We start from the raw sequence: 24,371 nt of genomic DNA on the forward strand, positions 1-24,371 counted from the left end.
CTGAAATCATGGAACATCCTGAAAATAGCGCGGAATACAAAGGACTGGTTGTCAATGCAGGCATTGAACAGCCTTCGTCCGTCAATCCTTATCTGAAGCGGAAGCCGAAAAAGCGCCAGCTCTCCGTTGCGGAGTACGTAGAGGGCATTGTAAAAGGCGATGTCACGGTCTTAAGCCGTGCGGTGACGTTGGTGGAAAGCCTGAAGCCCGAACATCAGGCGGTGGCACAGGAGGTGATAGAAAAGTGCCTGCCATACTCCGGCAACTCTGTCCGCATAGGCATCAGCGGTGTGCCCGGAGCCGGCAAGAGTACGTCTATCGACGTATTCGGGCTGCACGTATTGGAGAAGCACGGCGGCAAACTGGCGGTGCTTGCCATCGACCCCAGCAGCGAGCGTAGCAAAGGCAGCATCCTGGGCGACAAGACCCGTATGGAGAAACTCTCCGTCCATCCCAAATCCTTTATCCGCCCCAGCCCTTCGGCGGGTTCGTTGGGCGGCGTGGCACGCAAGACGCGTGAAACAATCGTGCTTTGCGAGGCAGCCGGCTTCGACAAGATATTCGTAGAGACGGTGGGCGTGGGGCAGAGCGAGACGGCGGTGCATTCCATGGTAGATTTCTTCCTGCTTATCCAGCTTGCCGGTACGGGCGACGAGCTGCAAGGCATCAAGCGCGGCATCATGGAGATGGCGGACGGCATTGTCATCAACAAGGCGGACGGCGACAACCTGGAGCGTGCCCGGCTGGCTGCCACCCAGTTCCGCAACGCGCTGCATCTTTTCCCCGCCCCGGAGAGCGGCTGGACGCCGCAGGTGCTGACCTATTCCGGCTTCTACAACCTCGGCGTGCAGGAGGTGTGGGACATGGTGTACAAGTACGTCGACTTCGTGAAAGACAACGGCTACTTTGAGTATCGCCGCAACGAGCAGAGCAAGTACTGGATGTACGAGACCATCAATGAGCAGCTTCGCGACAGCTTCTACCAGAACCCCGAGATTGAAGCGATGCTTGCCGGCAAGGAAAGGCAAGTCCTGGAAGGCAACCTCACTTCCTTTGTCGCTGCCAAGAGCTTGCTGGACACTTATTTTGCGGGACTGAAAAAATAGTGCCCTCTTGCTCACGGCTTTTGCATTTAAAGGAGTTATTACTTCGTTAGGAGTTAAAGAAGTTAGAGAAGTTAAAGCCGATACTCTTGTGTATGAGAGGCGCTTGACCGTTCCCCGACCGAACCGGAACAGTTCCGCCGGGCGATGCATTTTCTCTTCCGTTTGTCAAGAAAAAGCTACACTTCCTTTCCCTCTCTCTCGAAGTCCTTGCGCGATTTGCTTTGCGTGACGATGTACACGCCGAGAAACACCAGTGCGATGGCAATCCCTTTCTCAAGATTGAACGTAGCCATGCCGATGACGACCGTAACGACGGACGCCACGATTGGCTGCATATAGTTGTACATGCTCACCACCGTGGGGCGCAACAGCCGTTGTGCCGTCATGATGCAGATATATGCCAGGAAACTGCCGCCCACCACCACGTAGCCTATCTGCCACAGTGCCGGGGCGGAGACCTCTTCCCAACGGATTGCCGCCACATCGTGGTAGGAGAAAGGAATGTAGCACATGGAGGCATAGACAAACATCCATTTGTTCAGCGTGATGGGCGAGTACTTCTGCGACAACCCTTTGAACACGGTGAGGTAGATGGAGAAACTGACCTGCGCGATGAGACACAGCAGGTCGCCTACGATACTGCCGTTGCTGCCCTTGCCGGTGCCTTGGCTGCTCATAATCAGTATCAACGCGCCCATTGCCCCCACGAAGATGCCCAGTACCTTCTTGTTGGTGACGGGCTCTTTCAGGTAGACAGCCGCTACAATCATGGTGACGATGGGCAGGGTTGTGGTGACGATAGAAGCGTCGATGGGGGAAGTCATGGACAGCCCGAAGATAAAGATTCCCTGGTTGAACACCAGCGCAAAAAGTGCGGCAAAGAATATCTTCAGCATATCCCGGTGGTCTACCTGCTCGCGTTTGCAGCACAGCGAGAGCAGCCAGAAACAGCCCGCCGCACCCACCATGCGGAAAGTGGTGACGGACAAGGGAGAAAATTCCGCCAATGCGGATTTGCCGATAGGAGCCATCAGCCCCCACAGGATGTTGGCGGTCAGGGCAAACAGATGCCCTTGCAGGTTCTTGTTCATAGTGCGAAAATACAGGTATTGATGGTTAGACAATATATCGAATAAGGTTTCAGGGCGCTGATTTCCGGTCGTCCTGTTTCCTGTTCGGTATAAACTCCATTGATTGTCGTGAAAAACGCCGCAAAGGTAACTAAATTCCCAATCTCTTTCTTTATATTTGTGACACGAATATATAGAGACACACTATGGAAGTACAAGCCAATTACATCAAACGCATCGAGATATACGGATTGTGGCATCGGTACGACATCGCCTGGGAGCTGCGCTCCGATGTCAACATACTTTCCGGCATCAACGGAGTAGGGAAGACCACCATCCTGAACCGCTCGGTGGGCTATCTGGAACAGACCACTGGCGAGGTGAAGAGTGACGAGAAGAACGGCGTACGCATCTTTTTCGATAATCCCGAAGCTACTTTCATCCCTTACGATGTAATCCGCAGCTACGACCGTCCCCTCGTCATGGGCGACTTCACCGCCCGCATGGCAGATCCCAACGTCAAGTCCGAACTGGACTGGCAACTCTATCTGCTTCAGCGCCGCTACCTCGACTACCAGGTGAACATCGGCAACAAGATGATTGAGCTGCTGAGCGGCGACGAGGAGCAGCGCAGCCTTGCCCCGATGCTGTCCGTGCCGAAACGGAAGTTTCAGGACATGGTTGACGAACTGTTCGGCTATACCCGCAAGAAGATAGACCGCAAGAGCAACGACATCGCCTTCTTCCAGGACGGCGAACGTCTCTTGCCCCATAAACTCTCGTCCGGCGAGAAACAGATGCTCGTAATCCTGCTGACGGTCCTTGTGCGCGATGGCGACCGCTGCGTGCTCTTCATGGACGAGCCGGAAGCTTCCCTGCACATCGAATGGCAGCAGAAGCTTATCGGCATGATACGCCAGCTCAACCCGAACGTGCAGCTCATCCTCACCACCCATTCGCCCGCCGTAATCATGGAAGGCTGGCTCGATGCGGTGACCGAAGTGGAAGATATCTCAACCGCCATCCCCTGCCCCCCAAAAAAAGAATAATTCAAAATTCACAATTCAAAATTCCTTTTCCCCTTCTCTTCTCCCGTGGCAACAACCCTACGACATAACCTGACTTCCGCCTACCTGGACGCCGCCCGTAAATTCTCCTCGCAGAAAAGGCGCAGGCGCATTGTGGCGTATGTGGAAAGCTATGACGATATCGCCTTCTGGCGTACTCTCCTGGCCGAGTTTGAAAATGAGGAGCGCTATTTCCAGGTGATGCTTCCCTCCGCCACCTCGTTGGCGAAGGGCAAGAAGATGGTGCTGATGAACACGCTCAATACCGCAGAGCTGGGGCGTAGCCTGATAGCCTGTGTGGACAGTGATTACGACTTCCTGTTGCAGGGCGCCACCGATGTGTCGCGGAAGATAAACCGCAACCCTTACATTTTCCAGACCTACGGATACGCCATCGAGAACTTCCATTGCTTTGCCGAAAGCCTTCATGAGGTGTGCGTGCAGGCAACGCTGAACGACCGCTCCGTCCTCGACTTCCCCGCTTTCCTGAAGCGCTATTCGCAAATCGCCTATCCGCTGTTCCTGTGGAACGTGTGGTTCTACCGCCTGCACGACACGCACACATTCCCCATGTACGATTTCCACTCCTGCGTCCGTTTGCGTGAGGTGAACCTGCGGCATCCCGACGGTGCTTTGGACGCCATGCAGCGTGCGGTGTCCGCCAAGCTGTCCGAACTGGAAACCCGCTTTCCGCAGCACATCGAGCATGTGGACCGGCTGGGAGAGGAGTTGCGGAAGTTGGGGCTGATGCCCGACAACACTTATCTGTATATGCAGGGGCATCACATCATGGATTGCGTGGTGCTGAAGTTGCTGATACCCGTCTGCACGTTGCTTCGCCGCGAGCGCGAGCAGGAGATTAAACGCCTGGCAGGGCACGACGAGCAGTTGCGCAACGAGCTGACGGGTTATGAGAACAGCCAGATTGACGTAGGCGTCATGCTGAGGAAAAACAGCGGCTACAAGAACCTCTATCTTTATCAATGGCTGAGGGAGGATATACGGGAGTTTCTTGAGAGGGAGAGGCTCTGACGCTCTTTGCCTGAAAGGAAAACGCGGCACTCTCCTCTACACTTTATGGAACAGTGTCATGCCTTACACTCCGCTGAAAGCACTGAATCCGCCGTCGATAGGCAGCAGTGCGCCTGTAACGAAGCTGGCGGCATCGCTGCACAGGAACTGTACGGCTCCGTTCAGCTCGTTGATGTCGCCGAAGCGCTTCATCGGGGTCTTTGCCAATACCTTCTTGCTGCGGTCGGTCAGTGAGCCGTCCGGGTTGATGAGCACGGCGCGGTTCTGGTCGCCGATGAAGAAGCCCGGGGCAATGGCGTTGACACGGATGCCGTCGCCGTATTTCAGCGCCAGTTCGCTTGCCAGCCACTGCGTGAAGTTGGCAACGGCGGTCTTGGCTGCCGAGTAGCCCGGAACGCGGGTGATGGCACTGTAAGCCGCCATCGACGATACGTTGACGATACATCCCTTGCCCTGCTTTGCCATCACTTTGCTGAATACCAAAGAGGGATAGACGGTGCCGTTCATGTTCAGGTTGGTCACCTTTTCCCAGCAGGCGATGTCCATGTCGTAGAAGTGCTGGTCGGGAGCCAGCGTGGCGCCCGGCATGTTTCCGCCGGCAATGTTCAGCAGGATGTCGATGCGTCCCCACTTTGCCACGATGTCGTCGGCAAGCTGCTCAAGGCTGGCGATGTCCAGCACGTTGCCCACGATGCCGATAACGTCTTCACCATATTCCTTCAGTTCTTCCACACGCTTGTCCAGCTGTTCCTGGCGGATGTCTACCGCCACCACTTTGGCGCCTTGCTGCATGAAACTCTTGGCAATGCTGCCGCCCAGCACACCACCTGCTCCGGTGATGACCGCTACTTTACCTGCAATACTGAATTGTTCGTTCATAGTTTTCTTTCTCCTTTCTTGCTTATTTATTAGAGTTTATATACGGTTCCCCAATTCATCCTGTACCACCGCCATCATGCCTTCCACCTGTGCCAGTGCCAGCATGCGTCCGTGGAACGAATAGCCGGGATTATATCCCTTGTCCTCGTCGCCCAGCATCATCCGTCCGTGGTCCACGCGCATCGGCAGGGCGGGGTTCTCCTTCTCGAAGATGCGGATAAGGTCGATGAGGTGCCCGCGTCCCGTCAGGTGCGAACTCTCTATGAAGTTTCCGCCCGGCATGGCTGCGGTGCTGCGCAGGTGCACGAAGTGGGTGCGCGAGGCGAACCGGCGGGCAAGCTCGCGGGTGTCGTTATGCTCTCCCGCGCTGAGCGAGCCGGCGCAGAAGGTCAGCCCGTTGTGCGGATTGTCCACGGCATGAAGGAACCATGCGATGTCCTCTTCGTTGGTGACGATGCGCGGCAGTCCCAATACCTGGAAAGGCGGGTCGTCGGGGTGCACGCATAGGTTCACGCCATACTCCTCGCACACCGGCATCACGGCGGCAAGGAAATGGCGCATGTTTTCGCGCAGCGCGTCGCGGTCGATGCCCTTGTACAGTGCCAGCAGGCGCTTGAAGATGCTTACCGGGTTCTTGTCCCCCTCCTTGATGTTGCCGTTCACGAAGCCCTGCGTCTTTACGATAATCGTGTCGATGAGGTTCTCTTTCTCGGCTTCGGTGATGGTCTTGTCCAGCTCCGCCACCTTGGCAAGCTCTTCTGCCGAATAGTCCTGTTCCGCTCCCTCGCGTTGCAGGATGCGCAGGTCGAAATAGGCGAAGCGTATCCGGTCGAAGTAGAGCGACGAGGTGCCGTCCGCCCAAGGGTGTTGCAGGTCGGTGCGTATCCAGTCGATGACGGGCATGAAGTTGTAGCACACGGTCTTTATGCCGCACTTGCCCAGGTTGGCAAGGCTCACCTTGTAGTTCTCTATCAGTTGTTCCCGTTCCGGTCCGGCATACTTGATTGCCTCGCACACGGGCAGGCTCTCCACGACCGACCATCGCAAGCCGTGCGACTCGATGTAACGCTTCAGGTCGCCGATAGCCTCTTCGGTCCATACTTCGCCGTTGGGCACATCGTGCAGGGCGGTGACTATGCCTTCCACGCCGATTTGCCGGAGCATATCGAGCGTTATCTTGTCTTTCTTGCCAAACCATCTCCAGGTCTTTTCCATACTTCTTTCGTATTAATGATTTAAAATGATTGTTTACCGCAAAGATAGCCACTAAAACGCTTCGCATGTGAACGGATATTTGCAGGATGTTTGCGGATATTTGCATATATCGGGCAGTTCTGCCGGTCATGCACGGCTTTTTCATTTGCGGGAGTAGCCGGTCTGAAGTGTCATGCCACAGTGCCGGCGGAAAGGGCGGCGGGAGTTTCTTTTGTTCCCAACAAGCTGGGAATTTGTTCCACACTTGTTGGAACTGCCTTCCCAAAGGGTTGGGAAATCGTTCCCGGCTTGCCGGGAACACTTGGAGTCCTTTACATAGTCCGCTATGCTTCTCATGAAAACTGAAAAACATCCTTGCTAAGAAACTCTCACGGCTTTTTCATTTACAGGAATTAAGAGGAGTCATCACTTCGCATCGCTTCATTAGGAGTTAAGGGAGTTAGAGGAGTTAGAGCCGATACTCTTGTGTATTACATCGTTGCAGAGGTATCGGTTTTAACTTCTAACCCGGTTTGGCGGCTGATAACTCCCTTTAACTCCTCTAACTCCTGTAAATGAAAAAGCCGTGAAGAACCCTCAAAATAATGCCGGATAAAATTTAAACAGGCTCTTATTATTCGTATCTTTGGGCGGCGGGCAGGCAGATGTGCGCCGCACCCGCATCAGGCAGCGTTATGAGACAGTTAATAAACGAACAACTTCAGATTTCGGAGTCCAACCCGATAAAGGCGCGTCGCTACGACTACGACCGCTTCTCCTATCCCTGGCACTTCCACAGCCAGTACGAGATAATCTATGTGGAGAAAAGCGGCGGGCTTTGCTTCGTGGGCGACTGCATCGAGCGCTTCTCCGAGGGGGATGTGGTGCTGCTTGGTCCCAACCTGCCCCATTACATGCGGAGCGACGATGCTTATCAGGGCGGCAATCCCCTGTTGCGGGTGCAGGGCACCATCATCCAGTTCGAGGAGAACTTCATGCAATACTCTTTCGACCGCTATCCGCAGTTCCGCCAGATACGGCTGCTGCTGGAGGAAGCCAAGCGGGGGGTACTCTTCCGTGCCGCTGCCGAAGCCGGCGACACGGTGCGCCGCCTGCTGTCCGCCTTTCCCGGACTGAAGGGCTTCTGCCAGCTGACCGGATTGCTGGAACTGCTGCAGGCGATGGCGGTGTCTGCCCCGAAGAAACTACTGGCAAGCCCCTGCTACTACGAAAAGTTTCCCACGGCGGGCAACAAGCGGATTGATAAGATTATCTCTTTCATCAACAGCAATTACACCCGTCCCCTCAGGCTTGACGAGATGGCGGAAATGGCGAATATGAACAGCAGCGCCTTCTGCCGTTTCTTCAAGGAAGCTACGGAGAAGACCTTCCTGCAATATGTGGCGGACATGCGCATAGGCTACGCGTGCAAGCTGCTCGCCATCGGCGACATGGAGGTGGCGCAGATAGCCGTGGAGTGCGGGTTCGATGCCATTTCGCACTTCAACCGCACCTTCAAGCAACTGACGGGGATGACGCCTACGCAGTACAGGAGCCAGATCATGAAATAGCTTACATCCCGAACGCAACCTTCCCGATTGCCTGGTACACCCCGCCGGCTATGCTCAGCAGCACGATGCCCAGCGTGCAGACGGCAAGTCCGGCACGTGTGTAATTGTCGCTGCGGAAAGCGGGGATAGGTTCATCGCTCTTGTTGATGTACATTGCCTTTACCACCTTCAGGTAGTAGTAGAGCGACAGCACCGTGTTGACCAGCGCGATGAACACCAGCAGGTGGAAACCACTTTGGAATGCCGCCGCAAAGATGAAGAACTTCGAGAAGAAGCCCGCGAACGGCGGGATGCCTGCCAGCGAGAACAAGGAGAGCGTCAACAGGAAAGCCACTTTGGGATTGGTGGCATACAGTCCGTTGTAGTCTTCCAGCGTGAACTTGTGGGCGCGCAACGCCACTATCGTGATGACGGTGAAGACGGCAAGGTTGGCAAACAGGTAAATCAGCACATAATACACCAGCGATGTCATGCCCAGCGACGTCCCGCTGATGACACCCAGCATGATGTATCCCGCCTGCGAAATGCTGGAGAACGCCATCAGCCGTTTCAGGTTCTCCTGGCGCAGCGCAAAGAGGTTGGCAAGCGTGATGGAGGCGATGATGACCCAGTAGAGCGTTTCCTGCCATTGTGCCGCCATCGGTGCGAACACCTTGTAGAGGATGGTCATCAGCACGAACGCCGCAGCGCCTTTGGATATGACGCTCAGATAGGCGGTTACCGTGCTCGGGGCGCCTTCGTAAACGTCTGCCGTCCACAGGTGGAAGGGCACCAGCGAGATTTTAAATCCCATGCCCGAGAAGAAGAATACGAACGCCATGACCTGCAACGGGTTGCCGTCCAGATGTGCCGGGATGTCGGCAAAGTAGAGCGTGCCTGCCGTGCCGTATATCAGCGAAATGCCGTAGAGCAGCAGCCCGCTGGAGAAGAGTGCGGTAAGGATGTACTTGGCACCCGCTTCGGCAGAGTGGTGGCGGTACTTATCGAACGCCACCAGCGCCGCCATCGGGATGCTGGCTGTCTCCAGCCCGATGAAGAACATCAGGAAGTGACCGGCGGAAATCATCAGATACATGCCTAAGAGCGTGGAGAGCGTCAGCACGTAGAACTCGCCCTGCTTGATTGCCGTATCGGGAAGACGCATCCACTCGTGCGCCATCAGGAAGACGATGAGCGTGCCCACGCTGAGAATGGACTTGACGATGCTCTGTATCGGCTGGTTGTGGTACATGCCGCCGAAAGCGTCGGCTGCCTCGCCGGGGACAATGGTGATGAACGTATGGATGATGAGCAGGGCGATGGGCAGCATGGTGTTCAGCACCGGCTTGCCGTCATTCTTATGCGCGTCCGGACTCATGAAGAGGTCGGCTACGAACAGGATAACGATAACGGCTATCAGCGACAGCTCTTCTTTCATTAGGAGAAATTGGGAGTAATCCATGGGTGTGAATTATGAATTGTGAATTTTGAATTATGGGTTATTGGAAGAGGGTGGTTATGGGGAGGACGCTCTCTCCGATCATGTTGCTTATCCACAGCGGGGCGATGCCCAGGCATGCCACGCAGGCGATAAGGATGATGACGGCGGTGCGCTCGTCCCAGGTGGCGTCGGTCAGCGCCAGGTGGTGCTTGTCGGTGCATGTGCCGTAGAGGATTTTGCCCACAAGGCGGAGAATGTAGACTGCGGTAATCACGATGCTTGTGCAGGCAATGACGGTCCATGCGCGGTGGAAGGTGTCGGGATGCTGGAAAGCGCCGTTGAAGATGGTCATTTCGGCAACGAAACCGCTGAGCCCCGGCAGCCCGAGGTTGGCAAGTCCGGCAATGACGTAAGACACCGCCAGGAAAGGCATGACCTTCATCAGCCCGCTAAGCTCGCGCACGTCCCGCGTGTGTGTCCGTCCGTAAATCATGCCGATAAGGGCGAAGAACAGGGCGGTCATCAGCCCGTGCGACAGCATCTGCAACACCGCGCCCGTGCAGGCGGTGCGGTTCATCATCAGGATGGCAAAAAGCACCAGTCCGCAGTGCGACACGGAGGAGTAGGCGTTGATGTATTTCAAGTCGGTCTGCACGCAGGCGGAGAGCGCGCCGTACACTACGGAAATGCCCGTCAGCACGAGGAATATCCAGCCAAGCTCCTGTGCGGCTTCGGGCATCAGGTACATGGCGATGCGGAAACATCCGTATCCGCCCAGTTTCATCAGTACGCCGGCATGCAGCATGGATACGGCAGTCGGTGCGGATGCGTGGCCGTCGGGGCTCCAGGTGTGGAAGGGGAACAGCGCGCCCAGCACGCCGAAGCCGAGGAAGGTGAGCGGGAACCAGATGCGTTGCTGCTCGACGGGGATGCTGTGCAGCCGGGCTATCTCCAACAGGTTCATGGTGGTGGCGCCGCTGCCGAAGTAGATGCCCAGGATGCCGATGAGCAGGAAAGCGGAGCCGCCCATCAGCATCAGCGTCAGCTTCATGGCGGCGTACTCCTTGCGTCCCGAACCCCATACGCCAATCAGCAGGTACATCGGGATGAGCGCCACCTCGTAGAACATGAACATGGTGAACAGGTCGGTGGAGATAAAGAAACCGAATACGCCCATCGACAGCAGGGTGAACCACAGGAAATACTCTTTGGTGAGCGGTTGCAGGCGCCAGGAGGCGAACGTTCCCGTAAAGACGATGATGGCGGAGAGCAGCAGCATGGCTACCGAAATGCCGTCTACGCCTACGGAGTAGTGGATGTTGAGCGCCGGATACCAGGCGGTGTCCGCACGGAACAGCATTTCGTCCGCGGCTCCGCCCTGGCGGGCTTGCAGGTAGGCGACGGTCAGCCCCACGGCGGCAACGAGCAATGCCGATGCGCCGGTCACCATCACCGCACGTATCTGCGCGATGTTGCGGCTGAGCCAAAGCCCCAATAGCATCAGCAGGGGAATGAATACAAATATGGATAAGAAGTTCATGATGATTTCAGATTTATGATTTCAGATTTCAGAATTATCAATTGTCAACTACTAATTGTGAATTACTAACTGTCAGCTACTAACTGTCATTTATCAACTGTCAGCTGTTGACTGTCATTTACCAACTATCGACTATTAACTATCAACTGTTAAGTAGCAGCAGTATCAGCACCAGCGTACCCAGCAGGAATACGAACGTGTATTGCTGGATGCGTCCGCTTTGCAGCCCGCGTATCTCGTCGCTGGCGGCGTTGGCACCCCAGGCAAGGAAATCGAAGAAGCCGTCCACCACATGACGGTCCCACCACGCGATGGGGCGGCTGATGCAACCGAAGATGATGCGGTGGGTGATGAACTGGTAGGCTTCATCGAGGTAGAACCGGTGATAGGCGGCAGTCCACAAACCGTTGAAACGGCGGGCAAGCGCATCGGCAACCGGTTGTTTCTCGCCCTTATACATGTAAGTGGCACACGCTATGGAGACCACGGCAACGGCAATGCTTGTACCGGCAACGCCCCAATCGAGGTGGATGGCGTATGCCTCGCCGTTGGAACTGACGAAGTGTCCGAAGGGAATAAATCCGGCAACCACCGTCACTGCGGCAAGGAACATCAGGGGGAGGGTCATTGCCAACGGGCTTTCGTGGGGCGTGTGGCTGTGGCGGCTCTCACCGTCCGCCAGCTTCGCTTCGCTTCCCCAGAAGATGCCGTAATACAACCGGAACATGTAGAAAGCGGTCATTGCGGCAATCACTGTCATAATCCAGCCCATCGCGGGGCTGAACCGGAAGCATGCCGTCAGTATCTCGTCTTTGGAGAAGAAGCCCGAGAACGGGGGGATGCCGGCAATGGCAAGGCAGGCTATCAGGAAAGTGATGTGCGTGACCGGCATGTACTTGCGCAGCCCGCCCATGGCGGACATTTCGTTGCTGTGTACCGCATGGATGATGCTGCCCGCACCGAGAAACAGCAGCGCCTTGAACATGGCGTGCGTAAACAGGTGGAACATGCCTGCCATATAGCCCAATCCGCCTTCGTGCGGGTCGGTGGAAGTGCATACGCCGAGCGCCACCATCATAAAGCCTATCTGCGAAATGGTGGAGAAGGCAAGCACGCGCTTGATGTCGCTCTGCACGCACGCCACAGCGGCGGCATAGAGTGCGGTGAACGCGCCTACGTATGCCACGAGGTGCAGCACTTGGGGGGCATAGCCGATGAACAGCGGAAACATGCGCGCCACCAGATATACGCCTGCCACCACCATTGTGGCGGCATGAATCAGTGCGCTGACCGGCGTAGGACCTTCCATGGCATCGGGCAGCCAGATGTGCAGCGGGAACATGGCGCTCTTGCCCGCACCGCCGATGAACATCAGTCCCAACGCCAACGGAATCATGGCGGCACCGCCTTTCAGCAGCGCCATTTCATCGGGCTGGAAGGTATACGTTCCGGCGTAGTAGCCATAGACCAGGATACCTATCAGGAAGCCCAGGTCGGCAAAGCGGGTCACGATAAACGCTTTCTTGCTGGCGGCGATTGCCGCGGGTTTCGTGTAGTAGAAACCAATCAGCAGGTAGGAAGAGACGCCCACCAACTCCCAGAACAGGTACATCTGGAAGATGTTGGTTGCCACCACCAGCCCGAGCATGGACATCGTGAAGAGCGAGAGGAAAGCATAATAGCGTTGGAAGCCGCGCTCACCTTTCATGTAGCCGAAGGAGTAGAGGTGCACCATGAATGAAACGGTGCTGATGACAATGAGCATCATCACCGATATGGGGTCGAGCAAGATGCCCAAATCGATGCTGAGCGACGGCGTGAAAGGTAACCATGTGCAGTTGTAGGGCATCAGCACGGCATACGTGCCGTCTGCCTGCCGGGGTGCGGTGAAATATTGTATGGCGGTGAGGTAGGAGAGCATCGCCACTACACCCAGCGCAGCCGTACCGATAAGTCCGGCGGTGCGGTGCGACATCCATTTGCCGCCCAGTCCCAGCACAAGGAACGAGAGCAAAGGAAGAAGAAGGATTAGAATCGTATATTCCATATTATTACCATTTGAGTTCGTCCAGCTTGTTTACCTGGATGGAACGTATGTTACGATAGATGTTGATCATGATGGCGATTGCCACCGCTGTTTCGGCTGCCGAGATAGCAATGGAGAACAGGGAGAAGAAATAACCTTCCAGTCCGCCGGGAAACAGAAAACGGTTGAATACCGCGAAGTTGATGTCCGTGGCGTTCAGTATCAACTCGATTGAAATCAATATCGCCAACGTGTTGCGGCGGGTAAAGAACCCGTAGATGCCGGCGAAAAACATGATAGCAGAGACTATCAGGTAGTATTCCATGTGAATCATGTGGAGAAGAAGTTTTAAATTTCAGATTTCAGATTTTAGATTTCAAACTTTAGAACCTTATAATTTTAGATTTCTGGAGTTCAGATTTCAGATTTCAACTTTCAACTTTCGACTTTTGACTTTCGACTTTCGACTTTCGACTTTATGATGCCGTACATATATTCTATTATTCAATATGTACTCTATGTGGCTGTTATATACAGCCGGTTCACACAGCGTAGCCAAATCAGAAATCTAAAATCTGAACTCTGAAATCCTGAAACTCTTCATCGTTTACGTGCTATTAACAGTCCGCCTACGATGCATGCCAGCAACAGGATGCTGACGGCTTCGAAAGGCAGCAGGTATCCGTATTTGTCGCCGCTCAGCATGTGGTGCCCGATGGTCTTGATGTTGACTTCGAGGGGCTCTACATCGGTGGTGGCGATGAATTTATGTTTCAGGGTTATGAACAGTACGATGACGGCCCCTGCTATGGTGGTGCCCAGTCCGGCAAGGAACTTGCTGCGTTTCAGTTTTCCTGCCATGTCGCCTTCGCCGCTGGTGAGCAGGATGGAGAACACGTAGAGCACGACGATGCCCCCTGCATACACCATAATCTGCACGGAACCGAGGAAAGTGTATCCCAGCAGGAAGTAGATGCCTGCCGTGCCGAACAGTACGAACAGCAGGTAGGTGGCGGAGCGTACCATGCGCTGGGTGGTTACCGTCAGTATGGAGAAGACGGTGATGAAAGCCGCAAGGAAGTAAAATACTATTGTTTCAAGATTAAATTCCATGTTGTTGATTGCTGTTGGTTATAAGTGATTGGTTACTTGACCGCTTCGGGCTGCGGAGCGGCGGGTTTCTTCTTCTCTTCTACACGGCTGCCCGGACGGTTCAGGGTCAACACCAGTTTGCTGCGGTCGAACACGGCATGCTCGAAGTTACGGTCGAAGGTGATGGCTCCGTGCGGACAGGCGTTGACGCAAAGCTGGCAGAACATGCACGAGCCGAGGTCGTATTCGTACGTGGCAAGTATTTTCTTTTTCTTGCCGTCTTCCGTTTCTATCGTCCGGCTTGTCACCTTGATGGTGTCGTTGGGGCAAGCCGTCTGGCACAGACCGCAGGCAATGCAGTGATGCTCGTTCTGCCCGTTGTGGGGCATTGCCAGCGTGCCCCGGAAGCGTTCGGAGAGTATCAGCGTCTTCCGGTTTTCGGGATACTGTTCGGTGGTTTTCTTCCGGCAGAAAACGGCCATCGTGGTTTTCATGCCCGTCAGCAGGGATGCGATGCCGTGTACAAGGCTGCCTATGTAAGAGTTGTTGTCTTTCATTGCTTTTGTCTTTATTGAGTTTATCCGTAGGAAAGTCCTGTTCCGGTGCTGTGCCGGATTTAGAAATGCAGTTCCAATACTACGGTCAATACCATTAAAATCAGGTTCACCATGCTGATGGGGACCAGGTATTTCCATTCGAGGTTCAGAATCTGGTCGATGCGCAGGCGGGGGAATGTCCACTTTATCCACATCAGCAGGAATACCACGAAGAATGCCTTGCCGAAGAACCACACAAAACCCGGAATGTAGTCCATTGCCGCGTTGAAGCCGTCCAGCCCGGCAATGTGCAGCGGCATCCAGCCACCCAGGAAGATGGTGGAGGCTATGCCTGCCACGATGAACAGGTTCAGGAACTCCGCCAGGTAGAAGAAACCGAAACCCATGCCGGAGTATTCCGTATGGTAACCCGCTGTCAGCTCGCTTTCCGCCTCGGGCAGGTCGAACGGGCCGCGGTTGGTCTCCGCATTGCCTGCAATCAGGTAGATGATGAAAGCTATCGCGGCGGGGATGTGTCCTTTGAAGATGAACCATCCGTCGGCTTGCGCGGCTACGATTTCGGAGAACTGCATCGTGCCCATCAGCACCACCATTGTCAGGATGCTCAGTCCGCAGGATAGTTCGTAGCTGATGATTTGCGCGCCGCTCCGCATGGCTCCGATAAGCGAGAACTTGTTGTTGGAGCTCCAGCCGGCAAGCAGGATGCCTACCACGCCGATGCTCGAAGCGGCAAGCAGGAAGAAGACGCCCACATTGAAGTCCAGCACTTCCAGCCCCTTGCTGACGGGCAGGCAGGCAAATGTGAGGAACGAGGCGATAATGACCATGAAGGGCGCCAGGTTATAGAGAAGCCTGTCGGAGAATTTCAGGTCGATGATTTCCTTGGTCAGCATCTTAATGACGTCGCAGGGCACTTGGAGCAATCCCCATTTTCCTACGCGCATCGGGCCGAGGCGGCATTGGAAGAAAGCGCATATCTTGCGCTCCATGTAGATAAGGATGATGGCAAGCACCGCATACATCAGGATGATGCATACGCCTATCGCCACACATTCGAGAAACACCGCCAACCCTTCCGGCATGAGAGAGGTCAGCAGCCGGTGAATCCAATTGGTTACTATACTAAAGTCAAACATAATCTTGTTTTTAATGTGTTAATGCACATTCATCTGCACATAATTGGTCATTATCTGTCGATATCCGGCACTACGTAGTCCAAGGTTCCGCCGATGGCGATAAGGTCGGCAATCTTTGCGCCGCGGCATATCGTGTCTACGGTAGACACCAGCGGAAGCCCCGTGCTGCGGAAGTGCAGGCGGTAGGGCGTTTTGTCGCCACGGCTTTCAAGGAACACGCCGAACTCGCCGCGGCTGCCTTCTACGGCGGCGTAGTAGCTGCCTTCGGGCACGCGGATAATCGGTTTCGTCTTCTCTTGGTATGCGCCTTCGGGGATGTTGTCTATCAGCTGCTCGATGATTTTCAGGCTTTCCATGATTTCATCCATACGGATGAGGTAGCGTGCCCAGGAGTCGCCCTCGTTGCGTACAATCTCTTTGAAGTCCGTCTTGCCATATACGCCGTAAGGCATGCGCTTGCGCACATCGCACGCCCAGCCGCTGGCACGGCCTGTGCCGCCGGTGGCGCCGAAAGCTATGGCGTCTTCGCGTGACAGGATGCCTACGCCCTTCAGGCGTTGCTGCGCGATGATGTTTCCCGTAAACACATCGTGATATTCGTGCAGGATGCCGCGCAGGTAGGGAATGAATGCTTTTACTTTCTTCTGGAAGTCGGGAGCGATGTCGGCTTGCACGCCGCCAATCGTGTTGTAGTTCATGATGAGCCGTCCGCCGCAAGTCCCTTCAAAGATATCCAGGATTTTCTCGCGGTCGCGGAAGCCGTAGAAGAATGCGGTCAGCGCGCCGAGGTCCATTGCCAGGCAGGAGTAGAAAAGCAGGTGGGAGTCTATGCGTTGCAGCTCGTCCATGATGGTGCGGATGTACTGCACGCGCTCGCTCACCTCTATGCCCATGGCCTTTTCGATGCACATGCACAGGGCATGGCGGTTCTGGTGGGCGCCCAGATAGTCCAGCCGGTCGGTCAGCGCCAGCGTCTGCGGGTATGTCAGGCTTTCGCACATCTTCTCGATGCCCCGGTGGATATATCCGCAATTGGCATCGATTTTCTCGATGGTCTCGCCTTCCAGCGATACGCGGAAGCGCATTACGCCGTGGGTTGCGGGGTGTTGCGGTCCGATGTTCACCACATATTCATCGTCGCCGAAGAGTTGCGACTCTTTGTTCCTTACCGTTCCGTCCGGGTTGAGTTTCAACTCGGTAGTGGTGTCGATGGTCTCCTCATTGTCCATGCGCAGCGGGTTCTGTGCTTCCGGGTCGTCGTCTTTGCGCAGCGGGTGGCCCACCCAGTCGTTGCGCAGGTAGAGGCGTCGCATGTCGGGATGCCCGATGAAAACCACGCCGTAGAAGTCGAATACTTCACGCTCCAGGAAGTCGGCGGCTTTCCAGATATCGCACACGGAGGGGATTTCGGGGTGTTCGCGGTCGAGGGTGGCGGTACGTACCGCAATCCGCCTGCCGGTGACCGTAGACTCCAGCTGATAGACCGCGCCAAGCCCGCGGGGAGTATCGGGAGTGTCTTTGTCGGCGTCAGGTTCGCCCCAGTCCATGCCGGTAAGGCATTCCAGGAAGTCCATCTGTTCTTCTTGCCGCAGGCGCAGCATTTCGTCGTGCAAGGCTGCGGGTTCTATATATCTTATTTCCATAATTTATAGCGTTTGATGGGGGTGGCGGGTGCCGGTCACTCGTCACCGTTTTTCTCTTCTTTTCGGTTTACTCCACCAAAGTATTTCTCTATTTTTACTTTGCGTTGCAACTGCATCATTCCGTAGTAGAATGCTTCGGGGCGGGGAGGACATCCCGGGATGTATACGTCTACCGGCAAAATCTTGTCCACTCCGTTGACAACGTGATAGGATTTCTTGAACGGACCGCCGCTGACGGCGCAACCGCCTACGGCTACCACATACTTGGGGTCCGCCATCTGGTCGTACAGGCGCTTCAGCACCGGTGCCATCTTGTTGGTGATTGTTCCGCACACCATAATCATGTCTGCCTGGCGCGGACTGGCGCGGGCTACTTCGAACCCGAAGCGCGCCATGTCATAACGCGCCGCGCCGAGGGCCATGAATTCGATACCGCAACAGCTTGTTGCAAACGTAAGCGGCCACAGCGAGTTGCTGCGTCCCCAGTTGACGAAATCGTCCAGAACGCCGAGAGCCACATTGGCGCCTTCGGCGTTAAGCTCCCGGACCAGTTTCTCCAACGTCTCGTTGTCTGTAAACTCCTCATAAGGGATGGATTTTATGTTGGGTTTCTTCGTTACTTCCATTCCAAAGCTCCTTTCCTCCAGGCGTATGCAAGGCCCAGAATCAATATGACAAGGAAAAACAAAATGCTGAAAAGCCCGGCTGCCCCGAACTCGCGTGTGATGACTGCCCACGGAAACAGGAATACCGTCTCCACCTCGAACATCAGAAACAGGATGGCAAACAGATAGTAGCCTACCCGGAACTGCATCCATGATTTGCCGCGCGTGGGGATGCCACATTCGTACGGCTCCATCTTCTGTGTGTTGTACGAACGGGGAGCTATCGCATTGGACAATGCGATGACGATGCCCACGAACGCAATTGCCGTCAACAGGACGACTACTAACAACGTAAAGTTCATAAATCCGATAAGATTTTAGATAAGTATATATTTACAATCAGTTTATAAGATAATTAATCATCAGTACTTATATAAATATAGGCGCACTGCAACAAATGCGGTGATAAAGTGGCAGGATGTGTCGCTTTCGGGGTGCAAAGATATAACAACTCTCTCTCAAGCTGCTATCTCCACATGACAAAAAAAGGTAGTTTTTACACTTTTTATACTTAAGAGCCTGTCCCGAGTTATGCGGACAATCATTCGCGATTTTCTTCGGAAAGGCTCTTGTCCGCCTCACGTTTTTTTCATTTAAACACTGCACTCCCCGTGTCGGCTTCCGGTTCCGGGCACGAAAGGCGATAGCTTCCTCTGACTCCTCCTGATTCAAACTTCCGGCTTATGGCTCTAACCGCGACCGGTCGCGCGTCAGTTCCGCTTCCAGAACTCAGGGGTGAACAGGAGCAGGACGGTGAACAGCTCCAGGCGTCCCAGCAGCATGAGGAATGCCAACAGCCACTTTGCTGCATCGGGCAGGGCGTTCCATGAGTATGCCGGTCCCGTCTCACCCAGTCCGGGACCCATATTGCTGATGCTGGATATGACACAGCCCACAGACTCTTTGGTTCCTATCCCCATTTCCATCATTATCAATATGCTGACGATGCTGATAATGGCGTATAAGAAAAAGAATGCCAGCACGGTGGAGACGATGGAAGGGGATATCACCTGTTTGTTTACGCGCACCGGCAATACGGCGTTGGGGTGGAGGATATGTTTGAACTCGTTGCGCGATACTTTGGCAAGGATAACCATCCGGATACATTTTATTCCGCCGGTGGTGCTGCCCGCGCATGCCCCCATCAGCATCACCACGGTCAGCAATCCCCAAAGCATGGGCGTCCACAGCATGTAGTCGTCTGTGGCAAAACCGGTGGAGGTGTGCAGGGATATGACCTGGAACAACGCTTTACGGAAAGCCTCTTCCACACCCACCGCACTGGTATGATAGAGGATAACGGTGATGATGGCGGTAAAGCCGGCTACCGACCAGAAATACCATTTCAACTCGGCATTGTCGATAATCTTTTTGAATTTCCGGTTGACGAAGAACAGTAGCAGCGTAAAGTTGATGCCGGAAATGAACATGAACAGCGAGATAACGTATTCTATGTAAGGGGAATTGTAGTGCGCTATGCTCGCCTGTTTGGTAGAGAACCCTCCGGTTCCCGTAGTGGCAAAGGCATGGCATATACTATCGAACCAGTTCATGCCGCCCAGCATCAGCAGGGCTACAAGGATAAGCGTAAGTCCGGTATAGATGCTCCATATCCATTTGGCTGTGATGCCGATGCGCGGGTGCACCTTGTCGTGTGTGGGACCGCTTGCCTCGGCGGCAAACACCTGCAGCCCGCTCACCCCGAAGATGGGCAGCACCGCGATGGTAAACAGGATAATCCCCAGTCCGCCTATCCATTGCGTCATGTTGCGCCAAAACAGCAGTCCGGGAGGCAATGTCTCTATGTTGTCCAGTATGGTGGCTCCTGTGCTGGTAAAGCCGGATATGGTTTCGAAGAAAGCATTCGTGATGTCGGGGATGTGCCCGCTAAGATAGAAAGGCAGCATGCCGAAAATAGAGAAAATCACCCACACAAGGCTGACCAGCACATAGCCGTCGCGGCGGGTCAGCTGCTTGTCGCTGCCTTTTCCGGCGATAACCATAAGCATGCCCGCTCCCGCCGTGATGCCTGCCGATTTCCAGAAGTCCAGCAGCGCATCGTCGTTATAATAGAGCGATATTGCCGAGCATGCCAGCAACATGACTGTTTCCAGCAGCAGCAGGATGCCGATAATCCGTATGATTGTCTTAAACTTGATCACAGTTGTTTGAATTATGAATTTTGAATTATGAATTTTGAATTGCCTTTCGGATTATTATCTTTCAGATTATTGCTTTTCAGATCATTATCTTTCGAATTATTGCCTTTCATATTTATTCCCCTTCGAACAGCGCAGCCCATTCAAAATTCAAAATTCATAATTCAAAATTAATTAAAGTACTTCTCTATTTTCTTAATCATCATGCCCAAGCAGAACACCACCACATGGTCGCCGGGCAATATTTGCGTGTTACCCATAACCACCACACCTTCGCCGTTGCGTATCAGTCCGCCGATTGTGGTTCCTTTGGGTAGTCCGAGGTCTTTCACCTGGTGTTTGGTTATCTTTGAGCCGGGCTTCACGGTAAACTCCGCCACGTCGGCGTTGGCAAAGGTCAGGCATTTCACGTTGCTCACGTCGGCATCCAGCATCATCTGGTAGATATGGCTGGCGGCAATCATCTTTTTGTTGATTACTGTTCCGATGTCAAGGCTTTCCGCCATGCCTATGTAGTCTATGTTCTCTACTTCCGCCACGGTCTTGCTTACCCCCATGCGCTTTGCCGCCAGGCAGGCGAGGATGTTTGTCTCCGAGTTTCCGGTCAGTGCCACGAAAGCCTCGGTGTTCTTCAGCCCTTCCTCGATAAGCAGGTCCATGTCGCGCCCGTCTCCGTTGATAATCATTGTTTTATCATCCAACAGCTCGGTCAGGCGGTTACACCGGTTCAGGTCGTTGTCCACAATCTTCACCTGCATGTAGTCGGGGACGTATTGTGCCGTGCGCACGGCGATGCGGCTTCCGCCCATAATCATTACATTGCGCACATCGGCATAATCTTCCTTGCCCGCTATCTTGCGGATATACGGGACGAACTTGCGGGTAGTGGTGAAATAGACAATGTCGTGCAGCTTTATCACATCATCGCCGCGCGGTATCAGGGTTTCGCTTGCGCGTTTGATGGCTACCACGTGGTAGGGCAGTTCCGGTCCGCCCAGCTGGTGCAGGGGGATGTTCAGGATTTCCGCTTTCTCGCGCATCTTGGCACCTATCAAAATCAGCGCGCCGCCGCAGAACTCCCACCATTGGCGCACCCAGCTCATGCGGATGGAAGACACAATCTCCTTTGCCGCAAGCATTTCCGGATAGATGAGCGAGTCCACTCCCAACTTCTGGAAGAACTCCTTGTTTTTGGGCAACAGGTATTCGTAATTGTCGATGCGCCCTACGGTCTTTACCGCACCGAGATTGGTGGCGAGCATGCATGCAGTGATGTTCCGGCTTTCGTCGGGCGTCACGGCGATGAAGAGGTCGGCTTCTCCTGCTCCCACTTCCTTCAGTCCCTTGATGGAAGTGGGCGATGCGGTGACGGTCATCAGGTCGAAGTTGTTCCCGAGCGTGCTCAGCCGTTCTTCGTTGTCGTCCATTAATATGATGTCCTGTTTCTCGCGGGACAATAGCTTTGCCAAGTGTGTGCCTACTGCGCCGGCACCTGCAATGATTATCTTCACGGTTGTTTTTTTAATTTTAAATTTTGAATTCTGAATTTTGAATTGCCCTGCGGAACAAGCGCAGCTAATTCAAAATTCAAAATTCATAATTCCAAATTGATTGATAAATACCTTCTTCATCCATCCCGCACAGCCGATACAGTTCCTGCACCGTGCCGTGCTCTATAAATGCGTCGGGCACGCCGATGCGCGCCACGTGCGGAGTGTAATTGTTGTCCGCCATGAATTCCAGCACGGCGCTTCCCATGCCGCCTTCCCGTACGCCGTCCTCTATGGTGACGATACGCCTGAAGTTGCGTCCCGCCTCGTGCAGCAACTCCTCATCCAGCGGTTTGAGGAAGCGCAGGTCGTAGTGGGCTATGGAGAGTCCTTTCTCCGTTTCCATCCGCTTGATGGCACGTGCGGCAATGTTCCCTATCGGGCCGAGGGTGATGACGGCAAGGTCTTTGCCGTCTTTCAGTTTGCGTCCTTTGCCTACGGGAATCTCTTCCAGCGGACATTTCCAATCCGCCAGCACGCCCCGTCCGCGCGGATAGCGGATGACGAACGGGCCTTTGTCCGGCAACTGTGCCGTATACATCAGGCGGCGCAGTTCATGTTCGTCCATAGGCGAGGATATGGTCATGTTCGGGATGGGACGGAAGTAGGCAAGGTCGTACACGCCGTGATGCGTAGGCCCGTCTTCGCCCACCAGTCCGGCGCGGTCCAGGCAGAGCACTACCGGCAGCCTCAGCAGGGCGATGTCGTGTATCACGTTGTCGTAAGCCCGCTGCATGAAAGACGAATAAATGTTGCAGAACGGTTGCAACCCCTCTTTTGCCATGCCGCCGGAGAATGTGGCTGCATGCCCTTCGGCAATGCCTACGTCGAACGCCCGGTCGGGCATGGACTTCATCAATATGTTCATGGAGCATCCTGTGGGCATGGCGGGAGTCACCCCCACTATCTTCGGATTCTTCTCGGCAAGCTCCACCAACGTCTCGCCGAATACGGTCTGGTAGAGGGGCGGCAGGTTGCCGGTGTCGGCAGTGATGCGCTCTCCGGTTTCGGGGTCGAACCTGCCCGGTGCATGCCAGGTGCCCGGGTCTTTCTCGGCAGGTGCAAAGCCTTTGCCCTTTACGGTATGCAGGTGGAGTATTTTAGGTCCTTGCAAATCTTTTATGTCCCGCAGGATGCGTGCAAGGTTCTTTACGTCGTGTCCGTTTATAGGACCGAAGTACCGTATGTTCATCCCCTCGAAGATATTCTGCTGCTGGGCGGCGATTGACTTCAGGCTGTTCGCAAAGCGAATCAGCGCCTTGCGCCTGTCTTCATTCAGCACGCCCATCCTGAACAGCATCTTCGATGCCTTGAAGCGCAGTTGGTTGTAGCGGTTGGAGGTTGTCAGGTTGAACAGGTACTGCTTCATGCCGCCTACGCTGCGGTCTATCGCCATGTCGTTGTCATTGAGGATAATCAACAGGTTGTTGGCGGTGGACGAAACATTGTTCAGCCCCTCGAAGGCAAGGCCGCCGCTCATGCTTCCGTCGCCGATGACCGCCACTACACGGCGCTCTGTCTCCCCTTTCCTGGCTGCGGCAACGGCCATGCCCAGGGCTGCCGATATGGAATTGGAAGCATGTCCGCAGGCAAAGGTATCGTAATCGCTCTCCGCCGGAGTGGGGAAGGGGCGTATGCCTTTGAACTTCCGGTTGGTGCAGAACGTCTCGCGGCGTCCGGTCAGCATCTTATGCCCGTATGCCTGATGTCCCACGTCCCATACGATGCGGTCGTAGGGCGTATTGTAGACATAGTGCAGCGCAACGGTCAGTTCCACCGTGCCCAAACTGGCAGCGAAATGTCCCGGGTTGCGCGAAAGTTCCTGGATGATGTCTTGCCTTAATTCTTCGCAAACCTCCGGGAGTTGCTCCACACTCAGTCTGCGCAGGTCTTCCGGATAGGAAATGGAATCAAGCAAGTTATATGTTGTTGCTTCTGTTTTCATCACTGTGCTGAAGATTACAAGATGCAAAAATAACAAAAGAAAACGGATTGCGATAAAAAGACCTGTAAATTCCTTGTACTTTTTACTGTAAATTCATGTGGCATTATATTAAAATCTTCTCGTACTTTTTTGTAGTCGTGTCCTCATGTAGCCTATTCCTCTTCTAACTTTACCAGTTGCCATATATAAAATTTCCTGCCCATATACAGTGATATAAGCAGGAAATCATTTTAACTGTAATTATCTTGATTCGGGAGTGTTTTATCAAAATTGCAGTTGTTTCATAAATTACCTTATCTGATTAGGGGTCAACAACGAAACTTATAACTCTACCATCATTTTTCCTGATTTCTATATAAACTGTGCGTCCTCCCCAAATTATGCCTTCTTTTGTGGTTATAGGGTCAGGAAAAGAACTCATGATATACCAAACACTATCAACCTGGTTAATTCTGAAAGGCTTTTGGTTATTCATTTCCTTTTCCCCTAAGAATTCTTTTATCATAGGTTCCACTACTTTGTATGCTATTTCCGCAGTGGGAACTTCATCACCGGACCAATGTTTTGGAATATAAGTCGAAAGAGAATCAAAAACTTCAGGATAATACCTTGTGAGTGTAGTGTCCACAACGTAGTCGGAAGGGGTATTACTCCCTTTTCTTGAACAGCTTACCATCAGTAAGAGTAGCAATGCGACAAATAAAAGTTTCTTCATACGT

The 24,371-nt window shown here is 54.1% G+C and carries 21 protein-coding genes; 4 read left to right on the forward strand and 17 right to left on the reverse strand.

Features of this window, described 5'->3' with window-relative positions:
- The first annotated feature begins 8 nt into the window (after nt 1–8).
- Nucleotides 9–1,106, forward strand: coding sequence for a methylmalonyl Co-A mutase-associated GTPase MeaB (meaB, locus tag QZ327_RS04125; protein ID WP_294617368.1), 1,098 nt, complete (start codon nt 9–11; stop codon nt 1,104–1,106).
- A 176-nt stretch (nt 1,107–1,282) separates the two neighbouring features.
- Here the strand turns inward: meaB and QZ327_RS04130 are convergent, their stop codons facing one another.
- Nucleotides 1,283–2,197: a DMT family transporter gene (locus QZ327_RS04130; RefSeq protein ID WP_294617370.1), complete on the reverse strand. Its 915-nt coding sequence runs from the start codon at nt 2,195–2,197 to the stop codon at nt 1,283–1,285.
- Between the two features lie 185 nt (nt 2,198–2,382).
- On the opposite strand from QZ327_RS04130, the gene QZ327_RS04135 reads away from it, so the two are divergent.
- Together QZ327_RS04135 and QZ327_RS04140 are read left to right on the forward strand one after the other, a co-directional pair.
- A complete protein-coding gene (locus QZ327_RS04135; RefSeq protein WP_294617372.1) occupies nt 2,383–3,225 on the forward strand; it encodes an AAA family ATPase in 843 nt (280 codons plus the stop codon).
- Nucleotides 3,226–3,270: 45 nt separating this feature from the next.
- Nucleotides 3,271–4,275, forward strand: coding sequence for a DUF4435 domain-containing protein (locus tag QZ327_RS04140; RefSeq protein ID WP_294617374.1), 1,005 nt, complete (start codon nt 3,271–3,273; stop codon nt 4,273–4,275).
- A 63-nt stretch (nt 4,276–4,338) separates the two neighbouring features.
- On the opposite strand, the gene QZ327_RS04145 is transcribed toward QZ327_RS04140, so the two are convergent.
- Nucleotides 4,339–5,154: an SDR family oxidoreductase gene (locus QZ327_RS04145; RefSeq protein WP_294617375.1), complete on the reverse strand. Its 816-nt coding sequence runs from the start codon at nt 5,152–5,154 to the stop codon at nt 4,339–4,341.
- A 36-nt stretch (nt 5,155–5,190) separates the two neighbouring features.
- Nucleotides 5,191–6,369 carry a mannonate dehydratase gene (gene uxuA / locus QZ327_RS04150; protein ID WP_294617378.1) on the reverse strand — a complete coding sequence of 393 codons (1,179 nt, stop codon included), beginning with the start codon at nt 6,367–6,369 and terminating at the stop codon, nt 5,191–5,193.
- Between the two features lie 674 nt (nt 6,370–7,043).
- On the opposite strand from uxuA, the gene QZ327_RS04155 reads away from it, so the two are divergent.
- Entirely contained in the window at nt 7,044–7,919 is an 876-nt protein-coding gene (locus QZ327_RS04155) for an AraC family transcriptional regulator (protein WP_294617380.1), read from the forward strand.
- A gap of 1 nt (nt 7,920) precedes the next feature.
- On the opposite strand, the gene QZ327_RS04160 is transcribed toward QZ327_RS04155, so the two are convergent.
- From QZ327_RS04160 to QZ327_RS04225, 14 genes are all read right to left on the reverse strand, one after another.
- Nucleotides 7,921–9,360, reverse strand: coding sequence for an NADH-quinone oxidoreductase subunit N (locus QZ327_RS04160; protein WP_294617381.1), 1,440 nt, complete (start codon nt 9,358–9,360; stop codon nt 7,921–7,923).
- Nucleotides 9,361–9,397: 37 nt separating this feature from the next.
- Entirely contained in the window at nt 9,398–10,879 is a 1,482-nt protein-coding gene (locus QZ327_RS04165; protein WP_294617383.1) for a NuoM family protein, read from the reverse strand.
- A 142-nt stretch (nt 10,880–11,021) separates the two neighbouring features.
- Nucleotides 11,022–12,926, reverse strand: a complete 1,905-nt coding sequence (nuoL, locus tag QZ327_RS04170) for an NADH-quinone oxidoreductase subunit L (RefSeq protein ID WP_294617385.1) — start codon at nt 12,924–12,926, stop codon at nt 11,022–11,024.
- Between the two features lie 4 nt (nt 12,927–12,930).
- Nucleotides 12,931–13,239 carry an NADH-quinone oxidoreductase subunit NuoK gene (gene nuoK / locus QZ327_RS04175; RefSeq protein WP_004289123.1) on the reverse strand — a complete coding sequence of 103 codons (309 nt, stop codon included), beginning with the start codon at nt 13,237–13,239 and terminating at the stop codon, nt 12,931–12,933.
- Nucleotides 13,240–13,505: 266 nt separating this feature from the next.
- Complete coding sequence (locus QZ327_RS04180; RefSeq protein WP_294617390.1) at nt 13,506–14,018, reverse strand: NADH-quinone oxidoreductase subunit J; 513 nt, start codon at nt 14,016–14,018, stop codon at nt 13,506–13,508.
- Between the two features lie 32 nt (nt 14,019–14,050).
- Nucleotides 14,051–14,554, reverse strand: coding sequence for a 4Fe-4S binding protein (locus QZ327_RS04185; protein ID WP_294617391.1), 504 nt, complete (start codon nt 14,552–14,554; stop codon nt 14,051–14,053).
- A 59-nt stretch (nt 14,555–14,613) separates the two neighbouring features.
- Entirely contained in the window at nt 14,614–15,690 is a 1,077-nt protein-coding gene (nuoH, locus tag QZ327_RS04190) for an NADH-quinone oxidoreductase subunit NuoH (protein WP_294617393.1), read from the reverse strand.
- Between the two features lie 50 nt (nt 15,691–15,740).
- Nucleotides 15,741–17,336, reverse strand: coding sequence for an NADH-quinone oxidoreductase subunit D (locus QZ327_RS04195; RefSeq protein ID WP_294617419.1), 1,596 nt, complete (start codon nt 17,334–17,336; stop codon nt 15,741–15,743).
- 32 nt (nt 17,337–17,368) lie between these two features.
- Nucleotides 17,369–17,959 carry an NADH-quinone oxidoreductase subunit B gene (locus QZ327_RS04200; RefSeq protein ID WP_294617395.1) on the reverse strand — a complete coding sequence of 197 codons (591 nt, stop codon included), beginning with the start codon at nt 17,957–17,959 and terminating at the stop codon, nt 17,369–17,371.
- Nucleotides 17,950–18,300: an NADH-quinone oxidoreductase subunit A gene (locus QZ327_RS04205; protein ID WP_294617396.1), complete on the reverse strand. Its 351-nt coding sequence runs from the start codon at nt 18,298–18,300 to the stop codon at nt 17,950–17,952. Before QZ327_RS04205 ends, QZ327_RS04200 begins: the two co-directional genes overlap by 10 nt.
- 408 nt (nt 18,301–18,708) lie before the next feature.
- The gene (locus QZ327_RS04210) at nt 18,709–20,160 is read right to left on the reverse strand and encodes a TrkH family potassium uptake protein (protein WP_294617398.1); all 1,452 of its coding nucleotides are present in this window, start codon (nt 20,158–20,160) and stop codon (nt 18,709–18,711) included.
- A 167-nt stretch (nt 20,161–20,327) separates the two neighbouring features.
- Nucleotides 20,328–21,668 carry a Trk system potassium transporter TrkA gene (gene trkA / locus QZ327_RS04215; protein WP_294617400.1) on the reverse strand — a complete coding sequence of 447 codons (1,341 nt, stop codon included), beginning with the start codon at nt 21,666–21,668 and terminating at the stop codon, nt 20,328–20,330.
- 76 nt (nt 21,669–21,744) lie between these two features.
- Nucleotides 21,745–23,652, reverse strand: a complete 1,908-nt coding sequence (gene dxs, locus QZ327_RS04220) for a 1-deoxy-D-xylulose-5-phosphate synthase (RefSeq protein WP_294617402.1) — start codon at nt 23,650–23,652, stop codon at nt 21,745–21,747.
- A 301-nt stretch (nt 23,653–23,953) separates the two neighbouring features.
- On the reverse strand, nt 23,954–24,367 hold the full coding sequence (locus QZ327_RS04225; protein ID WP_294617404.1) for an NTF2 fold immunity protein: 414 nt from the start codon (nt 24,365–24,367) through the stop codon (nt 23,954–23,956).
- Nucleotides 24,368–24,371: the final 4 nt, after the last annotated feature.

It is taken from the genome of uncultured Bacteroides sp. (assembly GCF_910578895.1).
Lineage (GTDB): Bacteria > Bacteroidota > Bacteroidia > Bacteroidales > Bacteroidaceae > Bacteroides.

Bases quoted from the DNA above. Each gene is read 5' to 3' on its own strand.
- uxuA (WP_294617378.1), bottom strand. From the start codon at position 6,369: ATGGAAAAGACCTGGAGATGGTTTGGCAAGAAAGACAAGATAACGCTC.
- nuoH (WP_294617393.1), bottom strand. From the start codon at position 15,690: ATGTTTGACTTTAGTATAGTAACCAATTGGATTCACCGGCTGCTGACC.
- QZ327_RS04180 (WP_294617390.1), bottom strand. From the start codon at position 14,018: ATGGAATTTAATCTTGAAACAATAGTATTTTACTTCCTTGCGGCTTTC.
- dxs (WP_294617402.1), bottom strand. From the start codon at position 23,652: ATGAAAACAGAAGCAACAACATATAACTTGCTTGATTCCATTTCCTAT.
- nuoK (WP_004289123.1), bottom strand. From the start codon at position 13,239: ATGATTCACATGGAATACTACCTGATAGTCTCTGCTATCATGTTTTTC.
- meaB (WP_294617368.1), top strand. From the start codon at position 9: ATGGAACATCCTGAAAATAGCGCGGAATACAAAGGACTGGTTGTCAAT.
- QZ327_RS04165 (WP_294617383.1), bottom strand. From the start codon at position 10,879: ATGAACTTCTTATCCATATTTGTATTCATTCCCCTGCTGATGCTATTG.
- QZ327_RS04155 (WP_294617380.1), top strand. From the start codon at position 7,044: ATGAGACAGTTAATAAACGAACAACTTCAGATTTCGGAGTCCAACCCG.
- QZ327_RS04200 (WP_294617395.1), bottom strand. From the start codon at position 17,959: ATGGAAGTAACGAAGAAACCCAACATAAAATCCATCCCTTATGAGGAG.
- QZ327_RS04185 (WP_294617391.1), bottom strand. From the start codon at position 14,554: ATGAAAGACAACAACTCTTACATAGGCAGCCTTGTACACGGCATCGCA.
- QZ327_RS04130 (WP_294617370.1), bottom strand. From the start codon at position 2,197: ATGAACAAGAACCTGCAAGGGCATCTGTTTGCCCTGACCGCCAACATC.
- QZ327_RS04145 (WP_294617375.1), bottom strand. From the start codon at position 5,154: ATGAACGAACAATTCAGTATTGCAGGTAAAGTAGCGGTCATCACCGGA.
- QZ327_RS04135 (WP_294617372.1), top strand. From the start codon at position 2,383: ATGGAAGTACAAGCCAATTACATCAAACGCATCGAGATATACGGATTG.
- QZ327_RS04160 (WP_294617381.1), bottom strand. From the start codon at position 9,360: ATGGATTACTCCCAATTTCTCCTAATGAAAGAAGAGCTGTCGCTGATA.
- QZ327_RS04225 (WP_294617404.1), bottom strand. From the start codon at position 24,367: ATGAAGAAACTTTTATTTGTCGCATTGCTACTCTTACTGATGGTAAGC.
- QZ327_RS04205 (WP_294617396.1), bottom strand. From the start codon at position 18,300: ATGAACTTTACGTTGTTAGTAGTCGTCCTGTTGACGGCAATTGCGTTC.
- nuoL (WP_294617385.1), bottom strand. From the start codon at position 12,926: ATGGAATATACGATTCTAATCCTTCTTCTTCCTTTGCTCTCGTTCCTT.